Below are 26,702 nucleotides of genomic sequence, written 5' to 3'. Positions count from 1 at the left end.
TGTGAGCCCCCGTATAGCGGTCGACCCCACGGAGCGATGCGACGTATGTCATAGTTTCGCCCCCTCGCTCGCGTCATCCCCTTCGGCGGCAACTGCAGCCTCGATCACGTCGACCAACTGACCTGCCCATACGCGGACTGCACCCGCATCGACGCGGTCGGCACGGAACCCGAGAGTTGCAAAGACAGGCCCATCGCCCACCGGCTCGTAAAAACTCAACGTCACATCCGCATCGGGCACTCCCACCGGAATCGGTACGAGAGAACCGAAGTCGCCGAGCCCGTCCAAATCGGCCTGTTGATGATGGATCACCATCACCTGAGGCCTCATGGACGCCGGATTACCCAGCGCCTGCTCGACATACACATATGAGACGTCCTGATTGCTCAGCGCTTCCAGATTGTTTTCCCGGATGCGAGCCAGCAATTCTGCAAACGTCGGACTACCGGACGTATCCGTGCGCAGGAGAACAACATTGAAGAACGATCCGATCATCGGTTCGAGACGGGGATCCGACCTGCCCGCAACCAATGAACCGATGGGGAGATCAGTACCCGCGCCGGCCTTCGTGAGAACGCTGGCCAGTGCGGCCTGCAGGACCATGAACATGCTCGTGCCGGTGCGCGCAGCCAGCGCGTCGATTCCGGCGTGCAGACCCGCGTCGATGTCGACGGCGATCACGTCACCTCGAGGCTCCGAGTCACCTTCCGGCAACGGAAGATTCACACTGGTCGGTATTCCGTCGAGCGCATCCCGCCAATATGCAAGTTGCTTCGACGCACGGCTGTCGACGTCTCGGGGGTCTCCCAACAGCTCGTCCGACCACACGGTGTAATCGGCGTACGTCAATGCAAGCTCGTCCCAAACCGGTTGATCTCCCTGCGACCGGGCTGCATAAGCAGAGACCAGATCTCCCAGCAGCGGCACTACGGACCACTCGTCGACGGCGATGTAATGCATGACGAGAAGCATTGTCCGAGAACCGTCTTCACCGAGCACCAGATGAACCCGCAACGGTGATTGCTCACGCAGATCCATCGGAAGTTGAGCCAGTTCGAACACCACTCGACCCACATCGCCGGCGCCGACATCGACCACATCGACAGTCGGACGCACCGATTCTCTTGCCACGACGACGCCGTCGACCTCGACGAAGGTGGTCCGCAGGGGTTCGTGCCGCGAAGTCACATCGTCCAAGGCGTGCCCGAGAATCTCCGGATCGATCTTCGATTTCAGGGTCAGCGCCAGAGCGTGGCTTGCTTGCGGTTGCGCGCCGGACGCGCGGAACAACTCCCATTGACGACGTTGCGGCGCAGACAGACCCATCGTCTCGGGACGTTTCACCGCCGGCGCCAGGATCGGACGCCCACCTTCCGAACGCGCGACGACGGCCGCCAACTCCGCAACACTCGGCGCGTCGAATACGTCTCGAATACTGACGTCCACGCCGAACGCTTCACGAATGCGACCGACCAGTTTCATCGAAGCCATCGAATGGCCGCCGAGTTCGAAGAAACTGTCGTGGACTCCGACACTCGGGAGTTGCAGGATTTCCGCGAACGCAGCCGCAACCGTGGACTCCACTGCCGTGCGAGGAGCAACATCACCCGCCAGCTCCGACCAGTCCGGAGTGGGCAACGACTTGCGGTCGAGCTTTCCGTTGGGCGTCAACGGCAGCGGACCGTCAAGGGCGACAACCATGGTCGGAACCATGTAGTCGGGCAACGACAGTGCCGCGAGGTTCCGCACTGCCGTCGTGTCGACGACGACACCGGGTTCCGGTGACACGTAACCGACCAGGCGCGTGATTTCGCCCTGCCGATCCGCGACGACCGTTGCCTGCTTCACCGAAGGATGGGCACTGAGAGCTCCGATGATTTCGCCCAACTCGATTCGGAAACCGCGGATCTTGACCTGATCGTCGACGCGGCCGAGGAAGTCGATGTTCCCGTCAGAGCGCCACCGCGCGCGGTCCCCGGTGCGATACATGCGATCGCCCGCGGTGAAGGGATCGGCGATGAATCTCTGTGCCGTCAGATCGAATCGGCCCAGATAGCCTCTCGCCAGGCCGCGTCCCGCGATGTACAGCTCCCCGGATACTCCCGGCGGAACCGGACGGAGTTGATCGTCGAGCACGTACGCCTGTTCGTTGGGGTCAGGGATTCCGATGGGCACGGGACCGTTCCAACCGGGTTCCGCCTGCCACAGTGTGTTGTTCACCGTGGCTTCGGTGAGTCCGTACGCGGCAAGCAAATTCAGCCGCTCCGCCCATCGCCCGATCAGCTCCGGTGGCACCGTCTCGGTTCCGACCAACACGGTGCAGCCCTGCGGCACTTCACATCCTGCCGGCAGAGCGGCCAGCAACGAGGGAGGGATGATCGCGTGGGTGACACGATTGCTCGTCATGAAATCGGTCAGCGCCGGACCGGCAACTCGTGCATTCTGCGGCACGATCACCAGGGTGCTGCTCGTGCACAGTGCCATCGCCAGCTCGAATACCGCGACGTCGAAGCCGACCGAAGCGAACTGCATCACCACCGAACCCGGTACCAGTCGCATCCGAACCTCAGCTGTGGCAACAAGACTCGGAATACCGTCGTGGGAGAGGACGGCTCCCTTCGGCTTGCCGGTCGATCCCGAGGTGTAGATGACATAGGCAGCGTGGCTGACGCCAACTGGTGGCCGGGGAGTTTCGACGATCACTGCCTCGTCCAGTTCCGCACGGATCAGCGGATCGTCCAGGAGGATTCGCTCGACGCCGACCACATCCTCGATCCGCGAGCTTTCCTCCGCAGTGGACAGAAGTACCGAGGCGCGGGAATCGGTGAGCATGTACGTGATGCGTTCGCTCGGGTGGCTCAAATCCAGGGGTAGATACGCGGCCCCCAGCTTGAGCACGGCGAGGACCGACGCGACCATTTCCACCGAGCGCGGGACGGCAAGCCCCACCACGTCTTCGACCGACACTCCGCGGCGATACAGCACGCCGGCGATCCGATCACACTGCTCGGAGAGTTCGCGGTACGTGGCCTGCCCCGCCTCGTCGCGCACCGCAACAGCCTCGGGCGTAGCAACGACTCCACGCGCGAAAGCGTCGTAGAACGTCTCTTCCGGCACGTCGACGGCGGTGTCGTTGAACGAGGTGACAACTTGCTCGAGTTCGCCTGGCAAGAAGATGTCGATGTCGCCGATCTCGATGTCGGCCGATTCCACGACTGCCGCGATCACCGATTCCAATCGGTTCGAAATTCGCTGTGCTGTTTCGCGATCGAAGAGGTCGCTGCCGTACTCGAGCCGGACGTCGATGCAGCCTTCGTCACCGAGGTACTCGGTGAAGTTGAACACCAGATCGAACTTGGCTGTGTACTCCTCGAGTTCGAACGGATCCCCTCCCATCTCCTCCCGGCTGTGATAGCCGACCATGACCTGGAACAGCGGATTACGTGCCAAAGTACGCGACGGATTGAGGCGCTCCACCACCGTTTCAAAGGGAACGTCAGCGTTGGCGAAGGCCTCGAGATCTCCCTCACGAACGCGATCCACCAACTCCCGGATCGTCGGGTTACCCGACGTATCCGTGCGCAGCACAATCGTATTGACGAAGAAGCCGACCAGTTCGTCGAGTCCATGCTCACTACGTCCGGCGACGGGAGCGCCGAGGGGAAGGTCCTCACCCGCTCCGAGCGCAGTCAGCAACGCCGCCGACGCCGCGTGCAGAACCATGAACATCGAACTCCGGCTCTCGCGCGCCAGATCTCGCAGTGCAGCAGTTGTCTCCACGCCCAACCGTGTCACCACTGCACCACCGGAGAAACTCGGTCTGGCCGGTCGACTCCGGTCGGCGGGAAGCAGCAGTTCTTCGGGGGCTCCGTCCAAACTCTTCGCCCAGAAGTCCAACTGCGTGCTCAGGATGCTCGACGGATCGTCGGGGCTGCCCAACAATTCCCGTTGCCACAGAGTGTAATCCGCGTACTGAACCGGAAGCGGTTCGAAAATTGGATCTTCGCCCTGGATCCGAGAGGAGTATGCAGACATCAGATCGCGCAGGAATGGCCGATCGGACCATTCGTCCGTCGTGATGTGATGCAGGACGATCACGACCACTACGGCACCGTCCACCTCGGCACCGTCCACCCGGATCAGACGTGCGCGGATCGGAATCTCGTCAGACAGGTCGAACGGACGACCCACTGCCACGGCAATTTCACCGGCGACACCGGATTCGTCTCGATGAACTGTCTCGACCGGAATCGTCGCCGATTCGAGAATTATCTGCTCCGGCGATCCGTCCACCAACCGGAACACCGTACGCAGGGATTCGTGTCGTTCCACGACGTCGCCGAGCGCCGCGGCGAAGACGTCCGCGTCCAGTGCGCCGTCCAAACGGAGCACGATCGGGAAATTGTAGGCCGCGGAGTTCTCCTCCATCTGTCCGATCAGCCACAATCGCTGTTGAGCGGCAGAAAGAGGAAGGTGGTCCGGCCGCGGCTTCGCTACCAGTACCGGTCGCGTCGATCCCTGCTCGGCCGCAATACGTTCCGCGAGTTCCGCCACCGTCGGCGCTTCGAAGAGATCACGCATGGTCAGACTGTTCGGAATGGCGATCCGAGCTCGACTGATCAGCTTGGTGGCCAGAAGCGAGTGCCCACCGAGGTCGAAGAAGTTGTCGTCGACCCCGATATCGTCCACATCGAGTACGTCGGAGAAGAGGTCGCAGAGGACCTCTTCCGTGTGGTTACGCGGTGCGATCGACTCCCCACTCCGCTCCCCCAGCACCGAATCGGCGGTGGGCAGTGCCTTGACGTCGAGCTTGCCGTTGACGGTCATCGGTAGTGTCTCCACCTCGATCACCACGGCCGGAACCATGTAGTCGGGTAGGAGAACTCGCGCCTGCGCGCGGTAGTCGTGCCCGGCGCCGAGTCGCACGGGTGTCACGTAGCCGACGAGCCTCTTGACTCCACCTGCCCCGACGTCGACCACCACTGCCGCTTGCCGCACATGTTCGTCGGATTCGAGAACGGAGACGATTTCGCTCGGCTCGATGCGGTGACCTCTGATCTTCACCTGATCGTCGGTGCGGCCGAGGAAGTCCAGGTTGCCGTCACCGCGTCGCCGCACGAGATCCCCGGTGCGGTACATACGTCCTCCGGTCCCAGCCGGATCTGCGACGAAGCGCTCGGACGTGAGCGCGAAGCGTCCGAGGTAGCCGCGAGCCAAACCGGCTCCGGCAATGTACAGTTCGCCGGCAACTCCATCGGGGACCGGACGCAGCCAGCCGTCGAGAATATGCGCGGCGGTGTTCCAGATCGGTTTGCCGACGGTCGGGGTGTCACTGTCGAACGTTCCGCCACCGAGCGTGTTGATCGTGTATTCCGTCGGACCGTAGAGGTTGTACCCCACGGTTCCCTCGGTGTCGCGCAGCCTGTTCCACACCGAATCCGGAACGGCTTCACCGCCGAGCAGGACCAACGGCGGGCGGTGGTGTCCCACACCGTCGTCGAGAAGCCCGCTGTCGATCAGGTGCGTCGCGTAGGTCGGTGTCACGTTGACGACGTCGATGTCCAGTGCGTCGCAGTATCCAACGAGTGCCTCGGCATCACGACGCAGATCCTCGTCGCAAATGTGCACCTCGTGGCCTTCCACGAGCCACAGAAGTTCCTCCCACGACATGTCGAAGGCAAAGGACACGGTGTGCGCGATCCGCAGGCGCCGGCCCGCCGCGGCGATCACTGGTTCGAAAATCGCCTCGCGGTGGTTGAACTGCATGTTCGTCAAGCCGCGGTAACCGGTGACCACGCCCTTGGGCTTGCCGGTCGAACCGGAGGTGTAGATGACGTACGCGGGGTGGTCGAGTCGATGCGGTGCCCCCGGAGCGAATGCTCCGAGTTCCGACGCGGAGAGTGCCCGCGCCGAGATCGTCAGTCTCCTTGCTGCTGTATCGGGTTCGTCGATCACGATAGTGCGGACGTCGGCACCTTCGAACCTCGGTGAGGCCGAAACGGTTGTCAGCAACACGACAGGATCCGCGTCGTCGATCATCACGGCCAACCGTTCGGCCGGATGGTCGAGTTCGAGGGGTAGGTAGGCAGCACCCGTGCGCAATACCGCGAAGAGCGCGACGACCATGTCCACCGAACGTGGTAGGCCAAGAGCGACAATCTTTTCCGGGCCGGCGCCGCAATTGATCAGCAACCGCGCCATCCGGTTGATCTCGCCGTCGAGATCGGCGTAGGTCATCCGGCGCTTCCCGAACACGAGTGCCGTGTCGTTCGGTTGCGCCGACGCGACTTCTTCGAACAGGTCGGCAATGGTGCGCTCCGGCAACTCCCGGATCTGCGTCTGCTGCGCTACTGCGGGAACCGGAGACGCAACAACCGATCCCGTCATGTCCTGCGACCAACTCTGCAGCAGGTCGACGAAGTGACCCAGTAGGTCCTCGGCCCGGCGCGCGGTCACCAGACGCGGATGGAACTCGAACTTGACGTTGACGGTGGCGCCCGGTGTGACCACGACGGTCAGCGGATAGTGCGTGTGATCGATACTGTCGCTTCCACTCACGTCGTGAGCGGCGTTGAGCGCGTGGACTTGCTTCTCGTCCACGAAGTTCTGCAGGACCATCAGCACGTCGAAGAGTTGACGATGCTCGGAAACACGCTGGATCGATGCCAAACCGAGGTAGTCGAACGGCATCAGCGAAAGTCGATCCGCCTGTGTCCGACGAAGAAGTTCCTCGACGCTCTCGTTCGGATCCAGTTGCAGCCGAACGGGAACGGTGTTGAGGAACATGCCCACCACGGTGTCGATTCCCGGTACCTCCGGCGGCCGTCCGGCAACCGTGGAGCCGAAGACGACGTCCTGTCGACCGGTGGCCGACGCCAGCACGAGGGCCAGCGCTGCATTCAGTACCGTGTTGAACGTGACGCCGGACGCGGCAGCGCGCTCACGCAACGCACGCGAAAGCGTTTCCGACAGAACCGCATCGCGGCGATCCGGAAGCTGAACTTCGACGCCGGGCGCAGGCTCGGCAACAAGCGTCGGCTCCTCGAGTCCTGCGAGCGCTCCGCGCCACCCCTCGTCGGCGGCTGCACCGTCGCGATCGGCCAACCAGGCGAGGTATGTCTCGAACGACCCCTCGGGTTCGCCGAATGCGCTGTCGTCGCCGCCGGTATCGTAAAGCGCCAGAAGCTGACTGACGACAAGGCCGTTGGACCAGCCGTCCCACAGCAGGAACTGCCTGTTGATCACCAGACGATCCTGGCCGCCGGGCAGATGCAGCACACTCATACGCCACAGCGGCGGCGCGGTCAGGTCGAATGGCGTCACTCGGTCTTGGGCGGCGACGGCCTCGGCACGCTCACGAGCAACCGAGTCGTCGAGTTCACGGAGATCGTGGACGACGACCGGAACATCGAGTCCAGCGCTGAAGAACTGCACCGGCTCGTTCAGCCCTTCGCTCACGAAACCCGCTCGCAACGTGGGATTTCGTCGTTGAAGTGTCCGGGCGGCCGCAGCCAACCTGTCGACATCGAGGGTGTGCCCGAAGTCCATCGAGAACTGTGCCGTGTAGATGTCCCCACCACTGCTGCTGTCGCTGCTGCCCGCGTAGCCGGCTTGGAAGTACAGGCCTTCCTGCAACGGTGAGAGTGGGAGGATGCTGCTGACACCTGCCGGACTCGCATCGGCTATCGCGTCGATCTCGGTCTGACTCAGGTCGAGCAACGTCACATCGGACGGGGTCAGAATGGGAGGCCCGGCGTGACGCGCGGCCGCAGCCGCCAGATCGCCGAGGGCCGAAACCCAGCCGTCGGAGAGTGACTGCGCGTCTTCCTCGGACAAATCTTCACTTGCCCAGGCAAACTCGGCGCGGAGCCCCGAATCCACGCTGACGACATTCACGATCAGTCGGTACGGGCCTCCCATGTCTGCGTCGGGATCGGTGGACAAGGCTTCGGATTCCGCTGCCAAGGACCATGCTGTCGATCCAGCTGTCGTCGTACGTCCGAGATAGTTGAACAGGATCTGAGATTCGGAGCGCCCCGCCAATGTCGATGCCGTGCGGGCATTCACGTATCGCAGCATCCCGTAGCCGATACCGCCGTCCGGAGCCGCCCGCAGGCTCTCCTTCACCTCGCGTAGCGTGTCCACCGGGTCGATTCCGCCGTGCAGTCGCATCGGGGCAATCGTGGTGAACCAGCCGACTGTTCGCGACAGATCGATGCCCGCCACCAACTCCTCCCGGCCGTGCCGTTCGAGATCGACCAGCAATTCGTGCTCACTGCGGCCGGTGGAGCGGCGCCAGCGATCGACGGACATCGTCAGCGCTGCCAACAGAACATCCGTTCCCTCGGCACCCACCATTGCCGCAACCGATCCAAGTGCTACCTCGGAGATTGCTCCGTCCACCGTGACCGTGCGCCTCGAGCCTCCGGATACGACGGCATCGCCCGCGGCGTCGGGGATCAACTGCGCGCCCGGAGCGGTCACGGTCAGCCAGTGATCGAGTTCGGCGAATCGATGGGCACTGTGGGCGTGTTCGGCCACAGTGCGGGAGAAGGTGCGCAGCGAAGTTCCGACGGCATCCAGTGCGGCAGACTCTCCGGCTTCGACCGCCACCCAGGCCATCGCGAGATCCTCGAGCAGGGTTCCCCAGGAAACCCCGTCCACGACCAGGTGATGGGCGACGATCGCGAGCCGGCCCAGATTCTCCGCGCCACAATCGAACCAGACCGCCGAGACCATACGCCCTGCAGACGGATCCAATCGACTGGTCGCTGCTTCGGAGTGCTCCGCAATGAGCGTTCGCAACTCGCCGTCGTCCAGTCCTTGCGCGTCGACTCGGGCGACCACGTCCGCTGCACGGACACTACCGGGTTCCTCGACCCGCGCCGACCACATGCCGCGGTCGTGTCGGATCAAGGTTTGGCGAAGCCCGTCGTGGTGATCGAGCACTGCCTGCAACGCACTGGTGATCGAACCGAGAGATGTTGCCGGAGAGTGGATCAGAACTGCCTGATTGAAGCGATCGGTACCACCAGTCCACTCGGACAAGCGGTGAACCACCGGCAGCGGAACCAGCTCACCCACGCCGATGTCGGCCGTGACGGTGGCATCCGAGGTGGCGACATCACCCACCGCTGCAGCGATCGCAGCGGGAGTGCGCAATTCGAAGATCTGACGCGGGGTCAGCACTACCGAATCACGACGAGCCAGGTTGACCAGTCGGATCGCCAGGATACTGTCGCCGCCGAGAGTGAAGAAATCGTCGCGCACCCCGACACGGGGCAGTCCGAGAACCGTCGCGAAATGCCCGGCGAGGAGGTCTGCAACGCCCGAGGAAACCACTCCCGTCAAGTCGCCCACCTGTGCCGCAAAATCCGGTGCAGGTAGTGCTTTTCGGTCGAGCTTGCCACTCGGGCTCAGCGGCAGCGACTCGAGCCGCACGAAGGCACTTGGCACCATGAACTCCGGTAGCACTGACAACAACTGAGCTCGAACCGCAACATCATCAGCATCTCCGACCAGGTAGGCGACCACCTGTGCGCGGTTGCTCGGACCGTCGGTTCGGACGATCACGGCACTTGCCGTGACTCCGGGGCACAGCGCCAATTGCGCGTCGATTTCGCCGAGTTCGATTCGGAATCCACGAACCTTCACCTGCTCGTCGGCACGGCCGAGGTACTCGAGAACGCCGTCGGCATTCCACCGCACGATGTCACCGGTCCGGTACATCCGCGAGCCGCCGTCGCTGTACGGATTCGCCACGAATCGTTCGGAGGTCAATCCCCCACGTCCGTGGTAACCACGCGCCAGTTGTGGCCCTGCCAGATAGAGCTCACCGGTGGCACCGGCCGGGACGTTCTGCAGGTAGGGATCGAGAACCAAGAGGCCGGTGTTGGCGGCAGGTGCGCCGATCGGGACGCTGACGGCGTCTGCCGGAGTTTCCTGCACCGACGGCTGCCAACTGACGTCGACGGCGGCCTCGGTGGGGCCGTAGAGGTTGTCCACCAGAGTATTCGGCAGGATCTCGGCGACCTTGCGTGCAACGTGAACGGGCAGTGCCTCACCGCTGCAGTTGACGATCTCGAGCGAAGAGCACAGTGCTGCTTTCGGCTCCGCGAGAAACACGTCGAGCATCGACGGAACAAAATGCACTCGGGTCACGGAATGTTCGACGATGACGTCGGCCAGATAGCCAGGGTCCTTGTGCCCGTCCGGCTCGGCCATCACGAGAGTTGCCCCCGCCAGGAACGGCCAGAAGAATTCGGGAACGGAGACGTCGAAGCTCGACGGGGTCTTCTGCAGCATCCGGTCGGAGACGTCCATCGGACGTATCTGCTGTGCCCAGAGCAATCGGTTGACCACACCCTCGTGGTTGACCACAACGCCTTTGGGGCGACCAGTCGAACCCGAAGTGTAGATCATGTACGCGGCATCCGCGGGCGATCCTGGGACACTCAGCGGATCGGCGGGGAACTGCGCCGACTCCGATACCGTAACCCGCGGAACCGAACCCGAATCGAGTGAAGAGTCTTCCGACACCACGACGCACACAGGATCGGCGTCACCCAGCATGTACGTCAGCCGCTCCGCCGGGTAGCCGGTGTCGAGGGGAACGTATGCTCCCCCGGCCTTCCCGATGCCGAGTATCGCGACCATCAGATCAGGAGAGCGAGGCAAGGCCACCGCTACCAACGATTCGCGTCCGACGCCACGTTCGCGCAGCAGATGCGCAAAACGATCAGCGCGAGAGTGAAGTTCGGCGTAGGTCAACGACTCTTCACGGAAGATCACTGCGGTGGCTTCGGGCGTACGCCCGGCTTGATCCTTCAGCAGCTCGGTCAGCGTTGCGCGCGGCCGATCCAAGGCCGTGCCGACGCTCCCCGGCTGTGCGGGTGCCAGCGCGATCCGGCCGATGACCTGATCGAGATCGCGCGAGAGCTCGGTGAGTACGACTGCGAGAGTTTCGGCCAGCGACGCAGCGGCGTCGCCGTCCACCTGAGCAGCGTCGTACTTGAGCTCCAACGCCAATCGATCGCCGGGGACGACGATCAGGGTCAACGGGTAGGCCGGTCGCTCGTCGAATCGAATTCCCGTCAGTCGCACCGAGTTCGTCGGATCAGCGATTGCCGTGTCACCGAGTGGATAGTTCTCGAACACGACGAGTGATTCGAAGTCCTGCTCCAGTCCGCCGGTCCGTCGCAGTTCGGGTAACCCCAGGTACTGATGGTCGAGTAGTTCCGATTGTTCCCTCTGCCAACGGGAAAGCGCTTGCGCAGCTGTCTCTGCCGGATCGAACCGCAACCGAGCCGGCACGGTGTTGATGAACAAGCCCACCATGGACTCGATCCCGGGCAGGTCTCCACCGCGTCCCGATACGGTCGATCCGAACAGCACGTCTGTTCGGCCGGTCATTCGGCCGAGCACCAGCCCCCAGGCGCCGTGCACGAGCGTGCTCAGCGTCAGGCCATGGGAGCGTCCGTTGATCGCCAGTGCGCGAGTATCATTGTCGGACAGCTCGGCTCGGGTGGCACAGATGCCGCTGCTGCCCGCGCTCGGCGCGGGAAGTTCGACCGCGGGCCCGGGAGAGTTCAGCGCTTCTCTCCACACCGCTGCCGAGGCCTCGTGATCGTGGCGGGCCAACCATTCGAGATAGCTGCGGTACGGCGCCGGAGTCGGGAGCACCACGCCGGAGTCGCCAACGCTGTACGACGCCATCAGCTCCCGCAGCATCACCGGAACCGACCATCCGTCTGCGACCGCATGGTGAATCGACTGCAGCAGAAGGTACTTCTCCGAAGAGGCACGGACAAGCGTGTAACGGACGAGCGGCGGTTGCGCCAGGTCGAACCCGCGCGCGCGGTCGGCGGAAAGCAGTTCATCGACATCGGCGCCGGCCACCTCGACTACCGCCATCTCCACGTCAGCGCTCGGGTGCACCACCTGCACGACCCGGCCGTCACCCAGGACCGAGAATCCGGTGCGCAGCGCCTCATGCCGATCGACGACGGATTGCAGCGCGCGGTGCAGCGCCGCACTGTCCACGGCTCCGGTCAGTTCCACAACCTGTTGCACGACATACTGATCGGCCCCCGGATCGGCAAACGCCGAATGGAAGTAGATCCCTTCCTGCAGCGGAGTGAGTGGGAGAATCTCTTCAGCCTTCGGTAACCCGTCCACGTCTGCCTGAGCGAGCGCCACCAGAGGGTAGTCCGAGGGTGTGGCTCCGCCGAAGGCTGCGAGCCCGGACACGGCCTCGAGCGAGTCCAGCCACAACCGCGCAAACCTGTCGATGTCGCTACGCAGGAAGATGTTCGACGCCCAGGTCAGGGTGGCTCGCAGTCGTGGTCCACCGGCGGCGTCCTCGGCTACGACGTCGACAGACAACGCGTGTCCCAGCGGCATGGACGGATCGGCAGCACCGTCCATCGACACCGGGAACCAGTCCCCCTCCGCTGCGGCAGTGCGTCCCAGATAGTTGAGCACCACCTCCGGCGCTGCGAAACTACGCAACTGATCCGAGCCGCCGAGGTATCGCAATGCTCCGTACCCGAAGCCGGCGTTCGGGACCCGTCGAAGTTGCTCCTTGACGCTCTTGAGAACCCCCGCCAACTCGCCGCTCGCTTCGAGATCCGGAGCGGCTGTACCGATCTCGAGCGCCACCGGGAACACTGTGGTGAACCATCCGACGGTACGAGTCAGGTCGACGTGCGCAGCGCCGTCACCGCGAACGATGTCCTCGTCGCGTCCGTGCCCCTCCAGGTCGATCGTCACCGATCCGGCACCGCTCCAACGGGTCAGCGCCACGGCAAGTGCGGTGACCAGCACTTCGCTCACATCGGCTCCGAACGCCCGTGGGACACTGCCCAACAGCTGATCTGCAAGTTCTGGAGGTAGGGTGATCGACCGCGCTGCAGCGGTGCGCGCGAGGTCAACTGCCGGGTCGAGTGCCCGACGGCCGAGAGATGCCCGTTGTGCGGACGTCACCGAGTCCCAGAACTCGATTTCCGAGTCCAGTCGCCCGGCTCCGACCGCATCCGAGACGAGTTCGGCGTACCTTCGCACCGACGTGCCGACCGGAGCGAGTGCGGGTTCGTCGCCATTCATCGCTGCGATGCCGGCGCGCGCGAGGTCCTCGAGGATGATGCGCCACGAGACGCCGTCGACCACCGCGTGGTGGATGACAAGCAACAGCCGTCCGGGACCGGTCACAGGGCGGAACAGAACAGCGCTGACCATCGTGCCGTCGGCCGGATTCAGACGGCCGACAGCTCGCTCGGTCTCGGCGACGATCAACGGTCCGCATTCTTCGAGCGGTGCCGGTAGTGCACGGGTCTCGAAGACCACAGCCACTTCGTTTGTCTCCGGGACGAGCAGTCTTCCTTCGGGCGTCAACGTCGCACGAAGTGCATCGTGGCGCGCCACCAGGGCGTCGAGCGCCGCCTGGACATGCTCGGACGTCAAGGCTGACGGGGTCTGAATCAGCGCACGCTGGTGGAAGGTTCGTACTGCGTCCGACACTCCGAGAACCCTGGCGGCAATCGGCGTCGTGGCTACGTGGCCGATCGGTTGGTCCGCGTGGTCGACGATCTCAGCCACTCGGGAGGACTGGGCACGCGCCATAGCCTCGGCGGTGCGCAGTTGGAACACCTCGCGAGGACTGATCGACAAACCGGCAGCACGAGCCGCGGTCACGAGTGCGATCGCGACGATGCTGTCGCCGCCCAGTGCAAAGAAGTCGTCGGTAACGCCGACCGAATCGAGGCCGACTGCCGACGCGATCAACGTGCAGAACTGTTGTTCGACTTCGTTTCTTGCGGCGACATGTGCACTCAGTTCGGCGAGATCGGGCTCGGGTAGCGCGCGACGGTCGAGTTTGCCGTTTGCCGTGAGCGGAAACTTGTCGAGGACGGTGACGGTGGTCGGGACCATGTAGTCGGGCAGCTTGCTCGCAGCCCACTCGCGAAGCTCACGTGAGTCGATCGCGAGGTTCGTCCCCGACGCTGCGCTCACGTAGGCGGCGAGATACTTTGCACCGGTTGGTGCTTGGCGCACCAGAACTGCCACGTGACGCACTGCGGGGTGCGAAATCACGGCGGCTTCGACATCCTCGAGTTCCAGGCGCATGCCACGGATCTTCACCTGATTGTCCGTGCGTCCGAGGAAGTCGAGGGTGCCGTCCGGGGCCCATCGGGCCAAGTCACCGGTGCGGTACATCCGGGATCCGGCCAGATCACCTGAGACGAAGGGATCCGCGACAAAGCGAGATGCGGTCAGCGCCGACGCGCCGACGTATCCGCGTCCCAGCAGGAAGCCCGCGGCGTAGAGTTCGCCGCCGGTGCCGATCGGAACCGGCTGCAGGTCGCCGTCCAACACGTACAGGCGAGTGTTGGGGTTCGGCCGCCCGATGGAGGTCGCGATTCGTTCCGCGTCCTCTCGGTAGATCACATGGGAGACACCGATGGTCGCTTCTGCCGGCCCGTAGCCGTGATACAGCGTCGTGGACAGTTGGGCACGGAACCGGTCGAAGAGTTCAGGCGTGAGAACCTCACCGCCGCACCACACGTGCTTCAACGAATCGAGCTGATCGGTCTCGTTCGCCAGGTCCAGCAGTATGTCGAGCATGGACGAGACCAGGTAGACGAAGGTGACCGATTCTCCGGCGATCAGGTCGAGCAGGTATTGCGGGTCGCGTTCCCCCTCGGGCTTCGCGATCACCAATCGACCGCCGGAGACGAGCGGGAGCAGGATCTCGTTGATCGAGATGTCGAACGAGAGTGGGGCTTTGAACAAGGAGGCATCGCCGGACCCGAACCCGAGAATCCGCTCCCGTTGCCACAGCAACCTTGCGCAGATTGCCTCGTGGCGGATCATGGCGCCCTTCGGACGTCCGGTCGAACCGGACGTGAAGATGACGTATGCGAGTTGGGCACCGTGAATACGAATGTCGGAGGTCATTGTCTCGGACAGGTCCGAGGGCCCGTCCTCGTACGCCCACGCGGAGAGATCGACCGGAACGGAGTCGTCTACACCGTCCGAGGTGAGCACCAGTGTGGCACCGGCATCGGTGAGTACCGATTCGCGGCGCTCTGCGGGCCATGACGGATCCAGGGGAACGAAGGCACCGCCGGCGCACATGACGGCCAACAACCCCACCACCATCTCGGCGGATCTCGGAAGGCCGATCGCCACAACGGTTTCGGTCGCGACACCGCGAGAGATCAAGTGCGCGGCGAGCTGTGATACCCGACTTTCGAGTTCGCCGTAGGTCAGCCGGATATCGCCGTCGACCACGGCGACGGCGCCCCGATCGGCAGAGAAGCTGCTGCGCAACAAATCCGGCACCGTCGTCACGGGCTGCGGCTCTGCGGTGTCGTTCCACCCGTGGAGCACGAGTTCTCTCTCCGCGAGCGACATGGGGTCGAGTGCCGAGATCGGAAGCTGCGGCTCGGCTACGAATCGATCGAGGAACTGTTCGATTCTGGCGGTGTGATCGGCCAACTCCCTGTCGAATCCGGCCGGGGCGCGGACGTCGATCTCGATCGGTTCCCCGTCCTGACCACCGCGCACACTCAGATCCAGGTCACTGACTCGACCGGTTACCGAATTACGCACGCGCACCGGGCATCCGCCGAAGGTGAGTGTGTGTTCGAACATCATCGAGTTGATGCCGGGGCCGAAGACCTGACGGTCGGGATCGATCGCCCGAATGTCGCGAGCGAGATCCTCACCTCGGTACCGCCCGTGCTTGAGAATCGAGACCAGGGCGGTGTCGAGACGAGTTGCCAACTGGCCGATGGTTTCCGAGCGTTCTACCCGAATACTCAGCGGCAAAATCGTCGACGCCATCGAAGGAGTGCGACGCATGTCGCGCCCCACCCGAGCGGCCATCGGTACCGAGACGACAACGTCGTGCTTTCCGGTGGTTCGTGCGATGTACGCGATCAGCGCGGCCATGGGCAGGCGAGTTCGTCGAATCCCGGCGTCGGCCGCATAGCGGTAGAGCTGTGCCGCGCGATCAGCGTCGAGCGTGAGTATCGCCGAGATCGGCGGCAGCGAATCATCCACCTGCCCATGCAGAATCCGCGTCGCTTCCGGTCCCGATTCAACGCGTTCGACCCAGTACTGACGGTCGGTCTGGAATCGCGGAGAGTTCCGGTAATCCAGATCGGCTGCAACCACGGCGTCGAGTGACCACTGCGGCGCGGCAGTCCCGAGATTCGGATCGTCGTATCGCTCGGCGACGTCGGCGACGATGAGCGAGATGCCGTACCCGTCGATCACGCTGTGGTGATAGCGCTGATACCAGATGACTCGGTCGTCAGCGGTCAGCAGAAGCACCTGGCGGAACAGCAGATCGTCCGGACCGAAGACCCGAGCCATGTCGGTGTCCATCCACGACTGCGCAGTCGAATCGGGATCCGCCTCGGCCCGAAGGTCGAGAATTTCCACGTCCCAGCGCGCATCCGGAATCGGCACCTGGATCAGCTGGTTGTCGGCATCGACCTCGAAGTGCACGAACAGCGCTTCGACGCGTCCGACGCTGGCCTCGATCGCCGCTGCCGCGCGCTCGATGTCGATCGTGCCGTCGACCTCGACGACAAGTCCGATGTTGTAGACCGGACTGCTCGGATCGACGTTCTGAGCAACCCACACCTCACGCTGAGCGGCCGTCGCCGGGAGCGCTGCGTCCAGATCGGCACCGCCCGATACCGCCGGGTGAGCTACCTGAGAGTGGTCAGACATCAAGAATCCGATCATCGTCGTTCATGCTCATCGAACGACGAACACCCTCGCAAGTTTAGGGTAGGCTACCCAGGAACGTGAAGGTGCGCTCCCGCCCTGGTCAGACCTGTTCCCACGGACCGAATTCGAGCAAAACGTCAATTGCTGTCTTACCGTCCTGCGGCCGAACGACATGTTCGAGGGCATAGACCCTCGATCCCTCCGCAGCACGAGCGAGATCGGAAATACCGGGCAGAATGGTCGGTTCGGGTGGACCGCCCACACCACGATGGAAGTTCTCGATGGAATGCCCCAAATAGAGGACCCGTCCGCCGGGCGTCAGCCACTCCCCGACGCGCTTCAAGGTTGCGGCCAGATGGTCGACCTCGAGGTGAAGAAAGCTGACCAACACCAGGTCGACCAGCCCTTCCGGCTGCCACTCGGTCGCGTCGCCGACCTGCCAGTCGACAGCCTTGTCCCCGTCACTCGCCCGTGCCAGATCGATCGCCACCGACGAGTAGTCGACCGCAGTCACCGACCAACCTTGCCCAGCCATCCACCGCGCGTGACGGCCGTCGCCGCAGGCCAGATCGATCGCGGTGCCCGGTCTCAGATCGGAAATTCTTGTTGCGACGGTTCCCGCCGGGTCGACTCCCCATGGCTCCGTCACCGCTCGGTATCGCTCGTCCCAGTCGCGTGCGTCCATGATTGCTCTCCCATATCCGTTTCACCGTTTCACCGTTTCAGATCGGACGGTGCCCCCAGCAGCATAGAGAACCCTCGAATGTGACAGAGCGATACCCCTGGGGGTATACAGGTGACGGACAGGAATACCCCCACCCGTATCAGGAGTGAAGATGTCAGCGACCAGAACAGTCACCGCGGACCCACCCACCCGAGCCGACGGCATACTTGCGCGTCTCGGTCGATCGATGGCGACTCACACCCGCCTCGTCGTCGGCGTCTGGTTGATCGCGTTGATCGCACTCGGCGCCGCAGCACCCAGCGTCTTCACCTCTCTGGCCGGCGCGGGTTGGCAGGCAAACGGATCCGAATCCGTGCAAGTTCGCGAGTTGGCCGAGCAGCATTTCGGTGGAAATTCCTCCGCCGCAGTACAGGTGGTCGTTCACTCGGATTCTCTACCCATCACGGATCCGTCGATGCAGCAAACCCTGGCCGCGGCAACGGAAATCTTTTCCGCGGACCCTCGCTTCGGCGAAGTGATCGCCCCGCAGCCCGGTATGACCATCAGCCCGGACGGACATACCGGCATCATGGTCGCGGGCGCCAACGCGAGTACCGACGAGATGGTCAGCGCGGTAGACGAACTCGGCAAGAAGCTCACGGGCTTGTCCACCGACACGATCGAGGTGTACCCGACGGGTGCGTCGGCGTTGTGGAGCGATTTCAACAAGGCCAATCACGAAGCCATGATCAAAGCCGAAATGATGTCGTGGCCCGTCACTCTCGCGATCATGGTGTTGGCCTTCGGCTCCCTGGTTGCCGCGGGTCTACCACTACTGCTGACGCTTGCGGGCCTGGTCGCTTCGGCGGGCGGGCTTGTAATCCTCAACGAGATCACGCCGATTTCCGTGTGGGCCATGAACTTCGCGATGATGTTCGCTCTCGCGCTGGGCATCGACTACGCACTCTTCCTCGTCGCCAGGTTCCGGGATGCATTGCGAGCCGATCCGGATCCAAGGGCCGCCGTGGCTCAAACCATGGACACCGCCGGCAAGGCTGTGGTCCTTTCCGGCCTCACAGTTCTGGTCAGTTTGTCTGCGGTTCTCATCGTTCCAGCCCCGGCCGTACGCACGATGGCTGTCGGAATCATGCTCGCTGTGATCTTCGTTCTCGCCGCAACACTCACCCTGTTGCCTGCCGTGCTCGGCAGGATCGGCGCGAAGGTCAACGGCGGTTCTCTACCGTATGCAAAGCGCCAGCAGCACCGCTCCCCGATGTTCGCAGGTTGGGCATCATTGCTGCACAAGCACCCGTGGCCATTCGGCTTCGGCGCCTTACTCATCCTGATCGCACTCGTTGTTCCGGTCTTCGGACTGAAGGTGGCAATGCCCTCCATCGCCGTGGTTCCCGAGGACGCCCCGGTTCGCCAGGGCTATGAACTGGTGCAGCAGCAATTCGGGGACGGCGCCCCGGGGATGTTGCAGATCGTCACGTCCGCCGACGATGCAGCCGACACCTCACGTATTGCCATGAGCGTTGACGGCGTGGCCATGGTCACCCCAGCGCAACAAGCTGCCGACGGGTCCGATCTTGTTATGCTGCAAGCAGTTCCCACCGTCGACCCGTCAGATCCTGCGATGGAAACCATCCTTGCCGACCTTCGGTCGCAACTGCCGGAATCGGCGCTCGTCGGCGGCGCTCCGGCCGAAAATCTCGACCTTCAGCAGGCACTCGACGACTACCTTCCCATCGTCGTGGTCGTGATTCTGACGCTCGGCTTCCTGTTGCTGCTGATCGCCCTCCAGGCGCCTTTGATCGCCTTGATCGGCACGCTGGTCAGCCTGCTGTCCACTGGGGCCGCATTCGGAATCGCGAAGCTGATCTTCCAGGACGGTCACGGAGCAGGCCTACTCGGCTTCACCCCCCAGGGTTTCCTCAACGGGTGGGGTCCGGTCTTCTTCTTCGCCATGATCTTTGCGATCGCGATGGACTACACCGTATTCCTGCTTTCGAGTGCCAAGGAGCACTACGAACGCACAGGCGACCCCGCGATCGCACACATCGACGGCCTCGCGCATTCGGGTCGGGTCATTGCGGCGGCAGCAGCGGTGATGGTTGCGGTCTTCTTCACTTTTGCGCTCGCAGATCCCTTGCCACCCAAGGAAATGGGCATCATTCTCGGCGTAGCTGTCCTCCTGGACGCAGTGCTCGTCCGCTTGGTGCTGCTGCCCGTTCTCCTACGCCTCACCGGCCGGGCAGCCTGGTGGGCGCCGGCATGGCTGCGTCGCGTCCTGCCGAACATCAGCTTCTCGCATGGCTGATCGTGTACCCGACATCACTGTCCTACTGATACCCCCAGGGGTATGATGGGGACAAGAGAAATCAAAGCCGGCGACAGTGACAGCCCACGACGAGGAGTGCGCAATGACAACACCCACAGAACCGATAGCGATCGCAACCAAGGTCACCGGAACCTTCGACGACGTCGTCACCCGCACGCGTGGCGCTCTCGCCGAGCAGGGCTTCGGCATCCTGACCGAGATCGACATGCAGGCAACACTCAAGGCGAAGCTGGACGAGGACATGGAAAAGTACCTGATCCTGGGTGCCTGTAACCCGCCGTTGGCCCATCGGGCAGTTTCGGTGGATCGTCAGATCGGCCTCCTGCTGCCGTGCAACGTCGTCGTCCGCGAAGATACGACTACCGAGAATTCGTTCTTCGTCGAAGCGATGAACCCTGCTCTCATGGTTCAGGTTTCCGGCGAACCCGGCCTCGAGTCCGTGGCAGCCGACGCAGCCGTCAAGTTGCGCGCGGCCGTCGACTCGCTGATCTGACACCGCAGTCGGATCGAACACTGAATCAAGCAGTGACATGCCCCCAGGGGTACCCTTGACCGCAGCACGAACACTCGAGAAGGGGCCACCATGACCGGCGACGAAGAGAGCATTGCGCTCGTATTGAACAGACTGCGTCGTGCCCACGGCCAACTTGCCGGGGTCATCTCGATGATCGAGAACGGCCGCGACTGCAAGGACGTCGTCACGCAACTCGCCGCCGTGTCCAAGGCGCTGGACCGAGCAGGGTTCAAGATCGTCGCTTCCGGGCTGCGTGAATGCCTGAGCGGTGACAGCGCGGAAGGTCAGGAACCGATGACCGAGGCCGAACTCGAGAAGCTGTTCCTGGCACTGGCCTGAAACATGAGAAGGGCCTGACCTGCAGTTAGCAGGTCAGGCCCTTTCTCGCGTGCGGAAAACTACTTCGCCAGGAAGTCGATCAGCACCTTGTTCACGGCCTCCGGACGCTCGAGGTAGCCGTAGTGCCCGGCGTCGGGAATCTCTTCGTACGACGCCGTCGCGATGCAGTCCGCCACCTCGCGGGAGAGGTAGGGCGGGATCATGCGGTCGTCGGCGAAAGCGACGGACAGGCACGGGCGCATGATCGACTTGTACGCACCCCGTCGATCGAAGGCGCGGTCCATACCGAGCTGTGCGCGAACACCCGGTGACGTTGCGCCGCCGGTGAACTCGAAGATATCCATCCAGTCGCGCGCCGAGTGATCGTCTGCCAGCGTGGCCGGCGAAAGGTTCATCACCGCGGTCACTGCGGCACGGTACTTGGCCGGCAGAGCGACGCCACTGTCGAACAACTGGCGCTCGCCCTCGGTCAGGACCTGCTGGAAATGATCCATCCGGGCGTGGCCGGCGAGGAACACTGCTTTGCGAACCAGATCGGGCCTGGCGAGCGTCAGTTCCTGCGCCACCCGGGCGCCCATCGAGGTGCCGATGACATGGGCCGGACCGCCACCGAGGTGCTCGATCAGTCCGGCGGTGTCTGCGACCATGTCGGGCATCGTGATGCCGCCGAGGCTCTCGCCGGACGGTGCGATTCCGCGGTTGTCGAACGTGCATACTCGGTAGCCGGCGGCCACCAGCGCCGGAGTCTGGTGCAGATCCCAGACGCGGCCGGGGCTGCCGGTCCCCATGATGAGCACCACCAGATCTCCATCACCCTTGACCTGGTAATTGATGGGGATTCCGTTGATTGTGGCGACCGTCATGTCAGCCTTCCTCCTCGTACGTGTGATCAACAATTTTGGTTGGATAGCCTAAGCTGATGGGCGGTCGTGTGACCGCAACCCCAGCCCATGCTCGTCCAGGAGGACCCCGTTGAGAGTCGCTACGCTCGGATACCAAACCTGGGGCCACCGTACCCTGCAGGCCTTGATCGACTCCGATCACGAGGTCGTGCTGGCAATCACACACCCGAAGAGCGAACACGTCTATGAACAGATGTGGGCGGACTCGGTTGCAGATCTGGCGGCCGAGAACGGTGTACCCGTTCACGTGGCGAACAAGCCTGACGACGCCTTCAAGGCCGCGCTGGCGGAAGCGGCTCCCGACATCATCGTCGCCAACAACTGGCGTACCTGGTTGCCTGCGGAGGTCTTCGACGCACCCAAGTACGGCACCCTCAACATCCACGATTCGCTGCTGCCCAAGTACACGGGATTCTCCCCGCTCATCTGGGCTCTGATCAACGGCGAAGAAGAAGTCGGGCTCACGGCGCACCTGATGGACGAGGAACTCGATGCGGGCGACATCGTGCTGCAGCGTTCGACGACGGTCGGCCCGACCGACACCGTCACCGATCTGTTCCACCGCACGATCGACATGATCGGCCCCATCACACTCGACGCCCTGGATCTGATCGCGTCCGGCCGTACCGACTGGACGCCGCAGGACCGATCGCAGGCCACGTTCTTCCACAAGCGCGCACCGCAGGACAGCCACGTCGACTGGTCCTGGCCCGCCGAGGTCATCGAGCGTTTCGTCCGGGCACAGTCCGATCCGTACCCCAACGCTTTCGCCGAGTTCAAGGGCCAGCGCATCCGCATCCTGAAGGCGTCCGTCTCACGCGGGCACTACGGCGGAACCCCCGGCCGAGTGTTCATCCAGGAAGACGACGGCATGGTGATCGTCGCGGGCCCCGACGCGTGGTCGGGCAAGAACAAGGGACTGCGGATCGAGCGCGTCCGACTCGACGACGGCAGCGAGTACACCGCCGCCGAGTTCTTCCCCCACGGCGGCGGGTACCTCACCTGATCGCCGGATCAGACCCCCTCAGTACAAAACCCAGTACAAACCCCTCAGTCGCGACCTTCCCAGGCCGCCCACAGTTGTGCGTAACGCCCGCCCGCGGACACCAGTTCGCGGTGCGGGCCTTCTTCTACGATCTGTCCGTGTTCGAGCACGATCACTCGGTCGGCGCCCGCGGCCTGGGTAAGCCGGTGTGCGACAACCAGAGTGGTGCGGCCCTCCGTAGCGGCGTCGGCAGTCGCTTCCAGTTCCCGCGCTCCGGCGCTGCCCGCCTCCGCTGTTGCCTCGTCCAGTACGGCGACGGCGGGATCGGCCAACACCAGTCTCGCCAAAGCCAACTGCTGCGCCTGCGCCGCTGTCATCTCGTGCCCGCCTTCGCCGACTACGGTCAGCATTCCCTCGTCGAGAGCCTCCACCCACTCGTACGCGCCGACCGTCCGCAGTGCCGCGGCAACGTCCTCGTCCGAGGATTCGGGAGCCGCCAATCTCAGATCCTCGATCAGGGGTCCGGCAAAGACATGGACCTCCTGACTCACGATCGCGATGTGGCGTCGTAGGTCGTCGAGGTCGGCAAGCGGGACACCGCCGATCGACACCCGGCCCGACGTCGGAGTGATCGAACCGGCAGCGATCGCCGCGAGCGTCGTCTTTCCGGCTCCGGTCGAACCGACGAGCGCCACGCGCTCCCCTGCACGCAGTGTGAGGCTCACTCCGTGGAGAACCTCATGACCACCGTCGTAGCTGTGCCGAATGTCATCCAGACGCAGCGAACCGTCGGCCGGAACGGAACCTGCATCCGTCGAAGGCTCCGTTTCCTCGATCTCGACGACGCCGACCAGTCGCGCGAGGCTTGCGCCGGCCGACTGCACTTCGTCGAAGGTGTAGAGCAGTGAGCCGATCGGGTTGAACAGGCGATGGAACAGCAGGGCAGCAGTCGTCGTCTGGCCGACTGTCACGACGTCCTCACGGACCAGCAGGAATCCGACGACGAGAATCATGGACAGGCCCACGAATTCGGCGCGGTTACCTCGACCGGCGAACCTCGTGAACAGGCCGAACACTCCGACTGCCAGATCGCGCGCTTTTGCCGACGCCGCATCGATCTGCCCGAGGTGTTCCTTCTCGAGGCTGTACGCGCGGACCGTCTTCGCACCCTGGAGACTGCTGATCAGCGCTTGTGAACGAGCGCCCATCGCTACCCGCTCGGCTGCGTAAACAGGAGCCGAGCGTGGCAGGTACCACTTGAGCGCCAGCGCGTACATCGGCAGCGCGACCATTCCGGCCAGACCGAGTCGCCAGTCGAGTCCGAGCATGGTCACCATGCTCAGAGCCACGAGCAGAACCGCCGCGATCATGCCGGGAACCACGTCGGACACGGCCTTGGCGATCACCGACACGTCGTCGCCGACACGCGAGAGCAGATCGCCCTTACCGACCTTCTCGACGGTCTGGATCGGCAGTCGCAGTGCCCGGTCCACGGTCCGCTCTCGCAGATCCGCCAGGATCGTCTCACCGAGCCGCTTGATCAGATAGGCAGCCACACCGGTGAACACACCGCCCACGATTGCGGCAGCGGCGATGATCACGACCACCCCGACGATCGTCGACGTGGGCGCGTTGTCCCGGACCCGGTCGACCAGGACGCCGAAGACGTAAATCGGCACCAAGGCCATCGCCGACGCCGAAGCCGCGACGATCAGGACCAGCAGGCTCTGCATCCGGTGTTCGGTCAGCGCCGCCCGCAACCACTTCCAGGTCTGGCGACCACTCGCGATCGGCAACAACTCGCGCTCTGTCACCTTCTCTGCGTTCTCCCCGGCCGGCATTTCGGTTGTCGTGTCCGTGGCCGTCACCGCAGCACCGCTCCTCGGTAGTTCGCGTCGCCGCGAGAGAGTTCGGAATGTGTGCCCGTCGAGGCGATCACTCCGTCGTTCAACACGATCACCCGATCCGTCACGGCCAGCAAGGCGGGGCTGCTGGTGATCAATACCGTCGTGTGGATGCCACCGGCACCCTCGTGCCGCAGTTCTGCGATTCCTTCGGCGATCGATGCCTCGGTAACCGCGTCCACCGCCGTCGTCGGATCGTGCAGGACCATCACGGGTGCCTGTGCCACCAAGGCGCGCGCGAGGGCGACGCGTTGCCGCTGGCCTCCCGACAAACTGGCGCCCCGATCGGTCACTTCGAGGTCGAGACCGTCCGGATGTGCGTCGACGACATCCGCCGCTGCCGACGCCACCAGAGCACTCTGGATGTCGAGAGCAGCGGCATCACCGGCGCCCGCGGTGACGTTCGACGCAAGCGACCCGGAGAACAGATCGGTGATGTGCGGCTCCACCAACACCGTCCGACGTGCCAATCGCAAGTCCATGTCGGACAGGCTGATTCCGCCAACCCTCACCACTCCGCGATACGCGTCCTGCGCCAACTGACCGGACAGGACCGCGACAAGAGCGTCGGCGTCCTGCGGCTGGTAAGCCACGACGCCCAGCAGTTCTCCGGCAGGCAGATGCAGGTCGATGCCCTTGAGTGACTTGTACTCGACTCTGTCGAGAGTCAGGTCGGTGCCTTCGAGTTCGGTCTGCGAACCCGCGCCACGCAGTGGCTCCGCGTCCAAGACCAGTGCCAGTCGATCCGACGACGCTCGCGCCACCGCGAAGTATCCGGGAATGGACGCAAGCAATCCGAGCGGTTCGATGATGAACTGCGCAAGCCCCACCACGGTGATCAGTTCACCGACCGTGATCCGGCCCTGCAACGCGAAGTATCCCGCGAACCCCGCAACACCGACCGCGAGCAACGCACTGATGGTCGCGGCAACGCCGGTGTAGATACCGGTCGCCTTGGCCGTGCCGATCGTCGATGCGAGCGCTTGACGGCTGACCGTGCGGTAGCGCGCCGACGCGGTCTTCTCACCGCCGATACCGCGCAGCGGACGCAATCCGCTGACCAGATCCGTAGCCATCGCCGACGCCCGAGCGATCGACGCCTGCTGACCGGTGGCCCTCGACGTGATGAGAGGCGCCGCCAACTGCAGCAGACCGAGAATGACCGGCGTTCCGATCAGAACCGCCAGCCCCAGCCAGAGGTCGATCCACACCAACGCCACCGCCGACGCCACCGCAGCTGTCAGGGCCGCAGCGGCGCGCGGGACGATGTCCGCGATCCACGAAGTCTGCTCGGCATCGGATGTCGAGACTGTCAGCAATTCACCCGAACGCAGATCGGTGCGCACCCCACGCGGATCGAGGACGCGGTGCGCCACCTCGAGCCGGAGGCGATGAGCCTCCTGCTGCATCGCGGTGACGATGAAGCGTGCGCCGAAGCGCCAGGCGGCCGTCAGAACGAGAAAGAGAGCCGCGAGACCGACGATGGAGACGATCAGGGCCGTGGTGTCCGAAGTCTCCACCGCACGGTCGATGATCACACCGATGGAGATCGGCACCGCCGTCTCGGTCAGTTGGTGCAGACAGACCAGAACCGTGCCGATGGCGAGCGGGCCACGGTTACGGACGAGGACGCGTCGCAAAATCGCAGCACCGCTGTGATTGCCACTATCCGGCTCGTCCGAGTCGACGGTCACACTCGAGGGGGTCGAACTCATGGAACTCCAAGCATCGATGGAAGCGATAAAGTTGAGTACAGAGATAAGTAAGTCGACCCTAATACATGAGCAACTAGCGTCGACACGCCCAGTTCTCATAGAGTCGCGAGTAAGAACCATTGCTTGCGCCGTGCAGGCAAGCACGAGAGGAACATGATGGCTGAGAACACGACCGTCGAAACCGAGATCGCGGACGAGGACCTCGAGCCCGTAGCGGACGAAACTGCTCGTCAGGCACAGCGCGTCGTCGCTGCCTACGCGGAAGATGCCGACGAGTGCAGGATGCTGCTCTCGATGCTCGGTATCTCCCCCGCCGCCAAGCTCGACTGAATCTTTCCCTCACCGACCGAGAAGGAACCACGTGCCTGTCAGTCCGGATTCGACCAGTTCAACCCTTTCTGACAGCGCACCTGCTTCTTCGACCGGTGAAGCCGTGTCCGGGCAGGCTGAGTTCGTTGTCGTAGCGAACCGCCTGCCCGTCGACTTGGAACGGCTTCCCGACGGCACCACCCGCTGGAAGCGAAGCCCCGGCGGACTGGTCACCGCTCTTGAGCCGATCCTGCGCAGCAATCAAGGCGCGTGGGTGGGCTGGGCG

General features: G+C 63.7%; 10 protein-coding genes and 1 pseudogene. 6 read left to right on the top strand and 5 right to left on the bottom strand.

The features are described from left to right. Positions 1 to 48: 48 nt before the first annotated feature. Both AC1Q61_RS30850 and AC1Q61_RS30845 read right to left on the bottom strand, forming a co-directional pair. Positions 49 to 16,758 carry an amino acid adenylation domain-containing protein gene (locus AC1Q61_RS30850; protein ID WP_492651403.1) on the bottom strand — a complete coding sequence of 5,570 codons (16,710 nt, stop codon included), beginning with the start codon at positions 16,756 to 16,758 and terminating at the stop codon, positions 49 to 51. 85 nt (positions 16,759 to 16,843) lie between these two features. Then, positions 16,844 to 17,428, bottom strand: coding sequence for a class I SAM-dependent methyltransferase (locus AC1Q61_RS30845; RefSeq protein WP_003945672.1), 585 nt, complete (start codon positions 17,426 to 17,428; stop codon positions 16,844 to 16,846). A gap of 151 nt (positions 17,429 to 17,579) precedes the next feature. Here AC1Q61_RS30845 and AC1Q61_RS30840 point away from each other — a divergent pair, with 151 nt between their 5' ends. From AC1Q61_RS30840 to AC1Q61_RS30830, 3 genes are all read left to right on the top strand, one after another. Beyond that, the gene (locus AC1Q61_RS30840; RefSeq protein ID WP_073512094.1) at positions 17,580 to 19,727 is read left to right on the top strand and encodes an MMPL family transporter; all 2,148 of its coding nucleotides are present in this window, start codon (positions 17,580 to 17,582) and stop codon (positions 19,725 to 19,727) included. A gap of 103 nt (positions 19,728 to 19,830) precedes the next feature. Further along, positions 19,831 to 20,241 (top strand): DUF302 domain-containing protein, encoded by a 411-nt coding sequence (locus tag AC1Q61_RS30835; protein WP_003945447.1) that lies wholly within the window; start codon positions 19,831 to 19,833, stop codon positions 20,239 to 20,241. Between the two features lie 90 nt (positions 20,242 to 20,331). Continuing rightward, the gene (locus tag AC1Q61_RS30830) at positions 20,332 to 20,601 is read left to right on the top strand and encodes a metal-sensitive transcriptional regulator (RefSeq protein WP_007734349.1); all 270 of its coding nucleotides are present in this window, start codon (positions 20,332 to 20,334) and stop codon (positions 20,599 to 20,601) included. Between the two features lie 59 nt (positions 20,602 to 20,660). Here AC1Q61_RS30830 and AC1Q61_RS30825 read toward each other — a convergent pair whose 3' ends face one another. Then, positions 20,661 to 21,464 carry an alpha/beta fold hydrolase gene (locus tag AC1Q61_RS30825; protein WP_003945829.1) on the bottom strand — a complete coding sequence of 268 codons (804 nt, stop codon included), beginning with the start codon at positions 21,462 to 21,464 and terminating at the stop codon, positions 20,661 to 20,663. Between the two features lie 109 nt (positions 21,465 to 21,573). Between AC1Q61_RS30825 and AC1Q61_RS30820 the strand changes: the two genes are divergently transcribed. Beyond that, on the top strand, positions 21,574 to 22,509 hold the full coding sequence (locus AC1Q61_RS30820) for a methionyl-tRNA formyltransferase (RefSeq protein WP_007734348.1): 936 nt from the start codon (positions 21,574 to 21,576) through the stop codon (positions 22,507 to 22,509). Between the two features lie 44 nt (positions 22,510 to 22,553). Here the strand turns inward: AC1Q61_RS30820 and AC1Q61_RS30815 are convergent, their stop codons facing one another. Then, on the bottom strand, positions 22,554 to 24,329 hold the full coding sequence (locus AC1Q61_RS30815; RefSeq protein ID WP_042920544.1) for an ABC transporter ATP-binding protein: 1,776 nt from the start codon (positions 24,327 to 24,329) through the stop codon (positions 22,554 to 22,556). A gap of 23 nt (positions 24,330 to 24,352) precedes the next feature. Continuing rightward, a complete protein-coding gene (locus AC1Q61_RS30810; protein WP_080552832.1) occupies positions 24,353 to 26,107 on the bottom strand; it encodes an ABC transporter ATP-binding protein in 1,755 nt (584 codons plus the stop codon). Positions 26,108 to 26,263: 156 nt separating this feature from the next. On the opposite strand from AC1Q61_RS30810, the gene AC1Q61_RS30805 reads away from it, so the two are divergent. Then, on the top strand, positions 26,264 to 26,437 hold the full coding sequence (locus tag AC1Q61_RS30805; protein WP_164490548.1) for a hypothetical protein: 174 nt from the start codon (positions 26,264 to 26,266) through the stop codon (positions 26,435 to 26,437). Positions 26,438 to 26,540: 103 nt separating this feature from the next. Further along, positions 26,541 to 26,702: pseudogene (locus AC1Q61_RS30800) on the top strand (trehalose-6-phosphate synthase); the annotation flags it as partial.

It is taken from the genome of Rhodococcus sp. MPR-R1B, from assembly GCF_058793255.1.
This window is presented reverse-complemented; position numbering and strand designations above follow the sequence as displayed.

Excerpts from the sequence above, each read along its gene's own strand:
- AC1Q61_RS30850 (WP_492651403.1), bottom strand. The coding sequence starts at position 16,758 with ATGATCGGATTCTTGATGTCTGACCACTCTCAGGTAGCTCACCCGGCG.
- AC1Q61_RS30845 (WP_003945672.1), bottom strand. The coding sequence starts at position 17,428 with ATGGACGCACGCGACTGGGACGAGCGATACCGAGCGGTGACGGAGCCA.
- AC1Q61_RS30840 (WP_073512094.1), top strand. The coding sequence starts at position 17,580 with ATGTCAGCGACCAGAACAGTCACCGCGGACCCACCCACCCGAGCCGAC.
- AC1Q61_RS30835 (WP_003945447.1), top strand. The coding sequence starts at position 19,831 with ATGACAACACCCACAGAACCGATAGCGATCGCAACCAAGGTCACCGGA.
- AC1Q61_RS30830 (WP_007734349.1), top strand. The coding sequence starts at position 20,332 with ATGACCGGCGACGAAGAGAGCATTGCGCTCGTATTGAACAGACTGCGT.
- AC1Q61_RS30825 (WP_003945829.1), bottom strand. The coding sequence starts at position 21,464 with ATGACGGTCGCCACAATCAACGGAATCCCCATCAATTACCAGGTCAAG.
- AC1Q61_RS30815 (WP_042920544.1), bottom strand. The coding sequence starts at position 24,329 with ATGCCGGCCGGGGAGAACGCAGAGAAGGTGACAGAGCGCGAGTTGTTG.
- AC1Q61_RS30810 (WP_080552832.1), bottom strand. The coding sequence starts at position 26,107 with ATGAGTTCGACCCCCTCGAGTGTGACCGTCGACTCGGACGAGCCGGAT.
- AC1Q61_RS30805 (WP_164490548.1), top strand. The coding sequence starts at position 26,264 with ATGGCTGAGAACACGACCGTCGAAACCGAGATCGCGGACGAGGACCTC.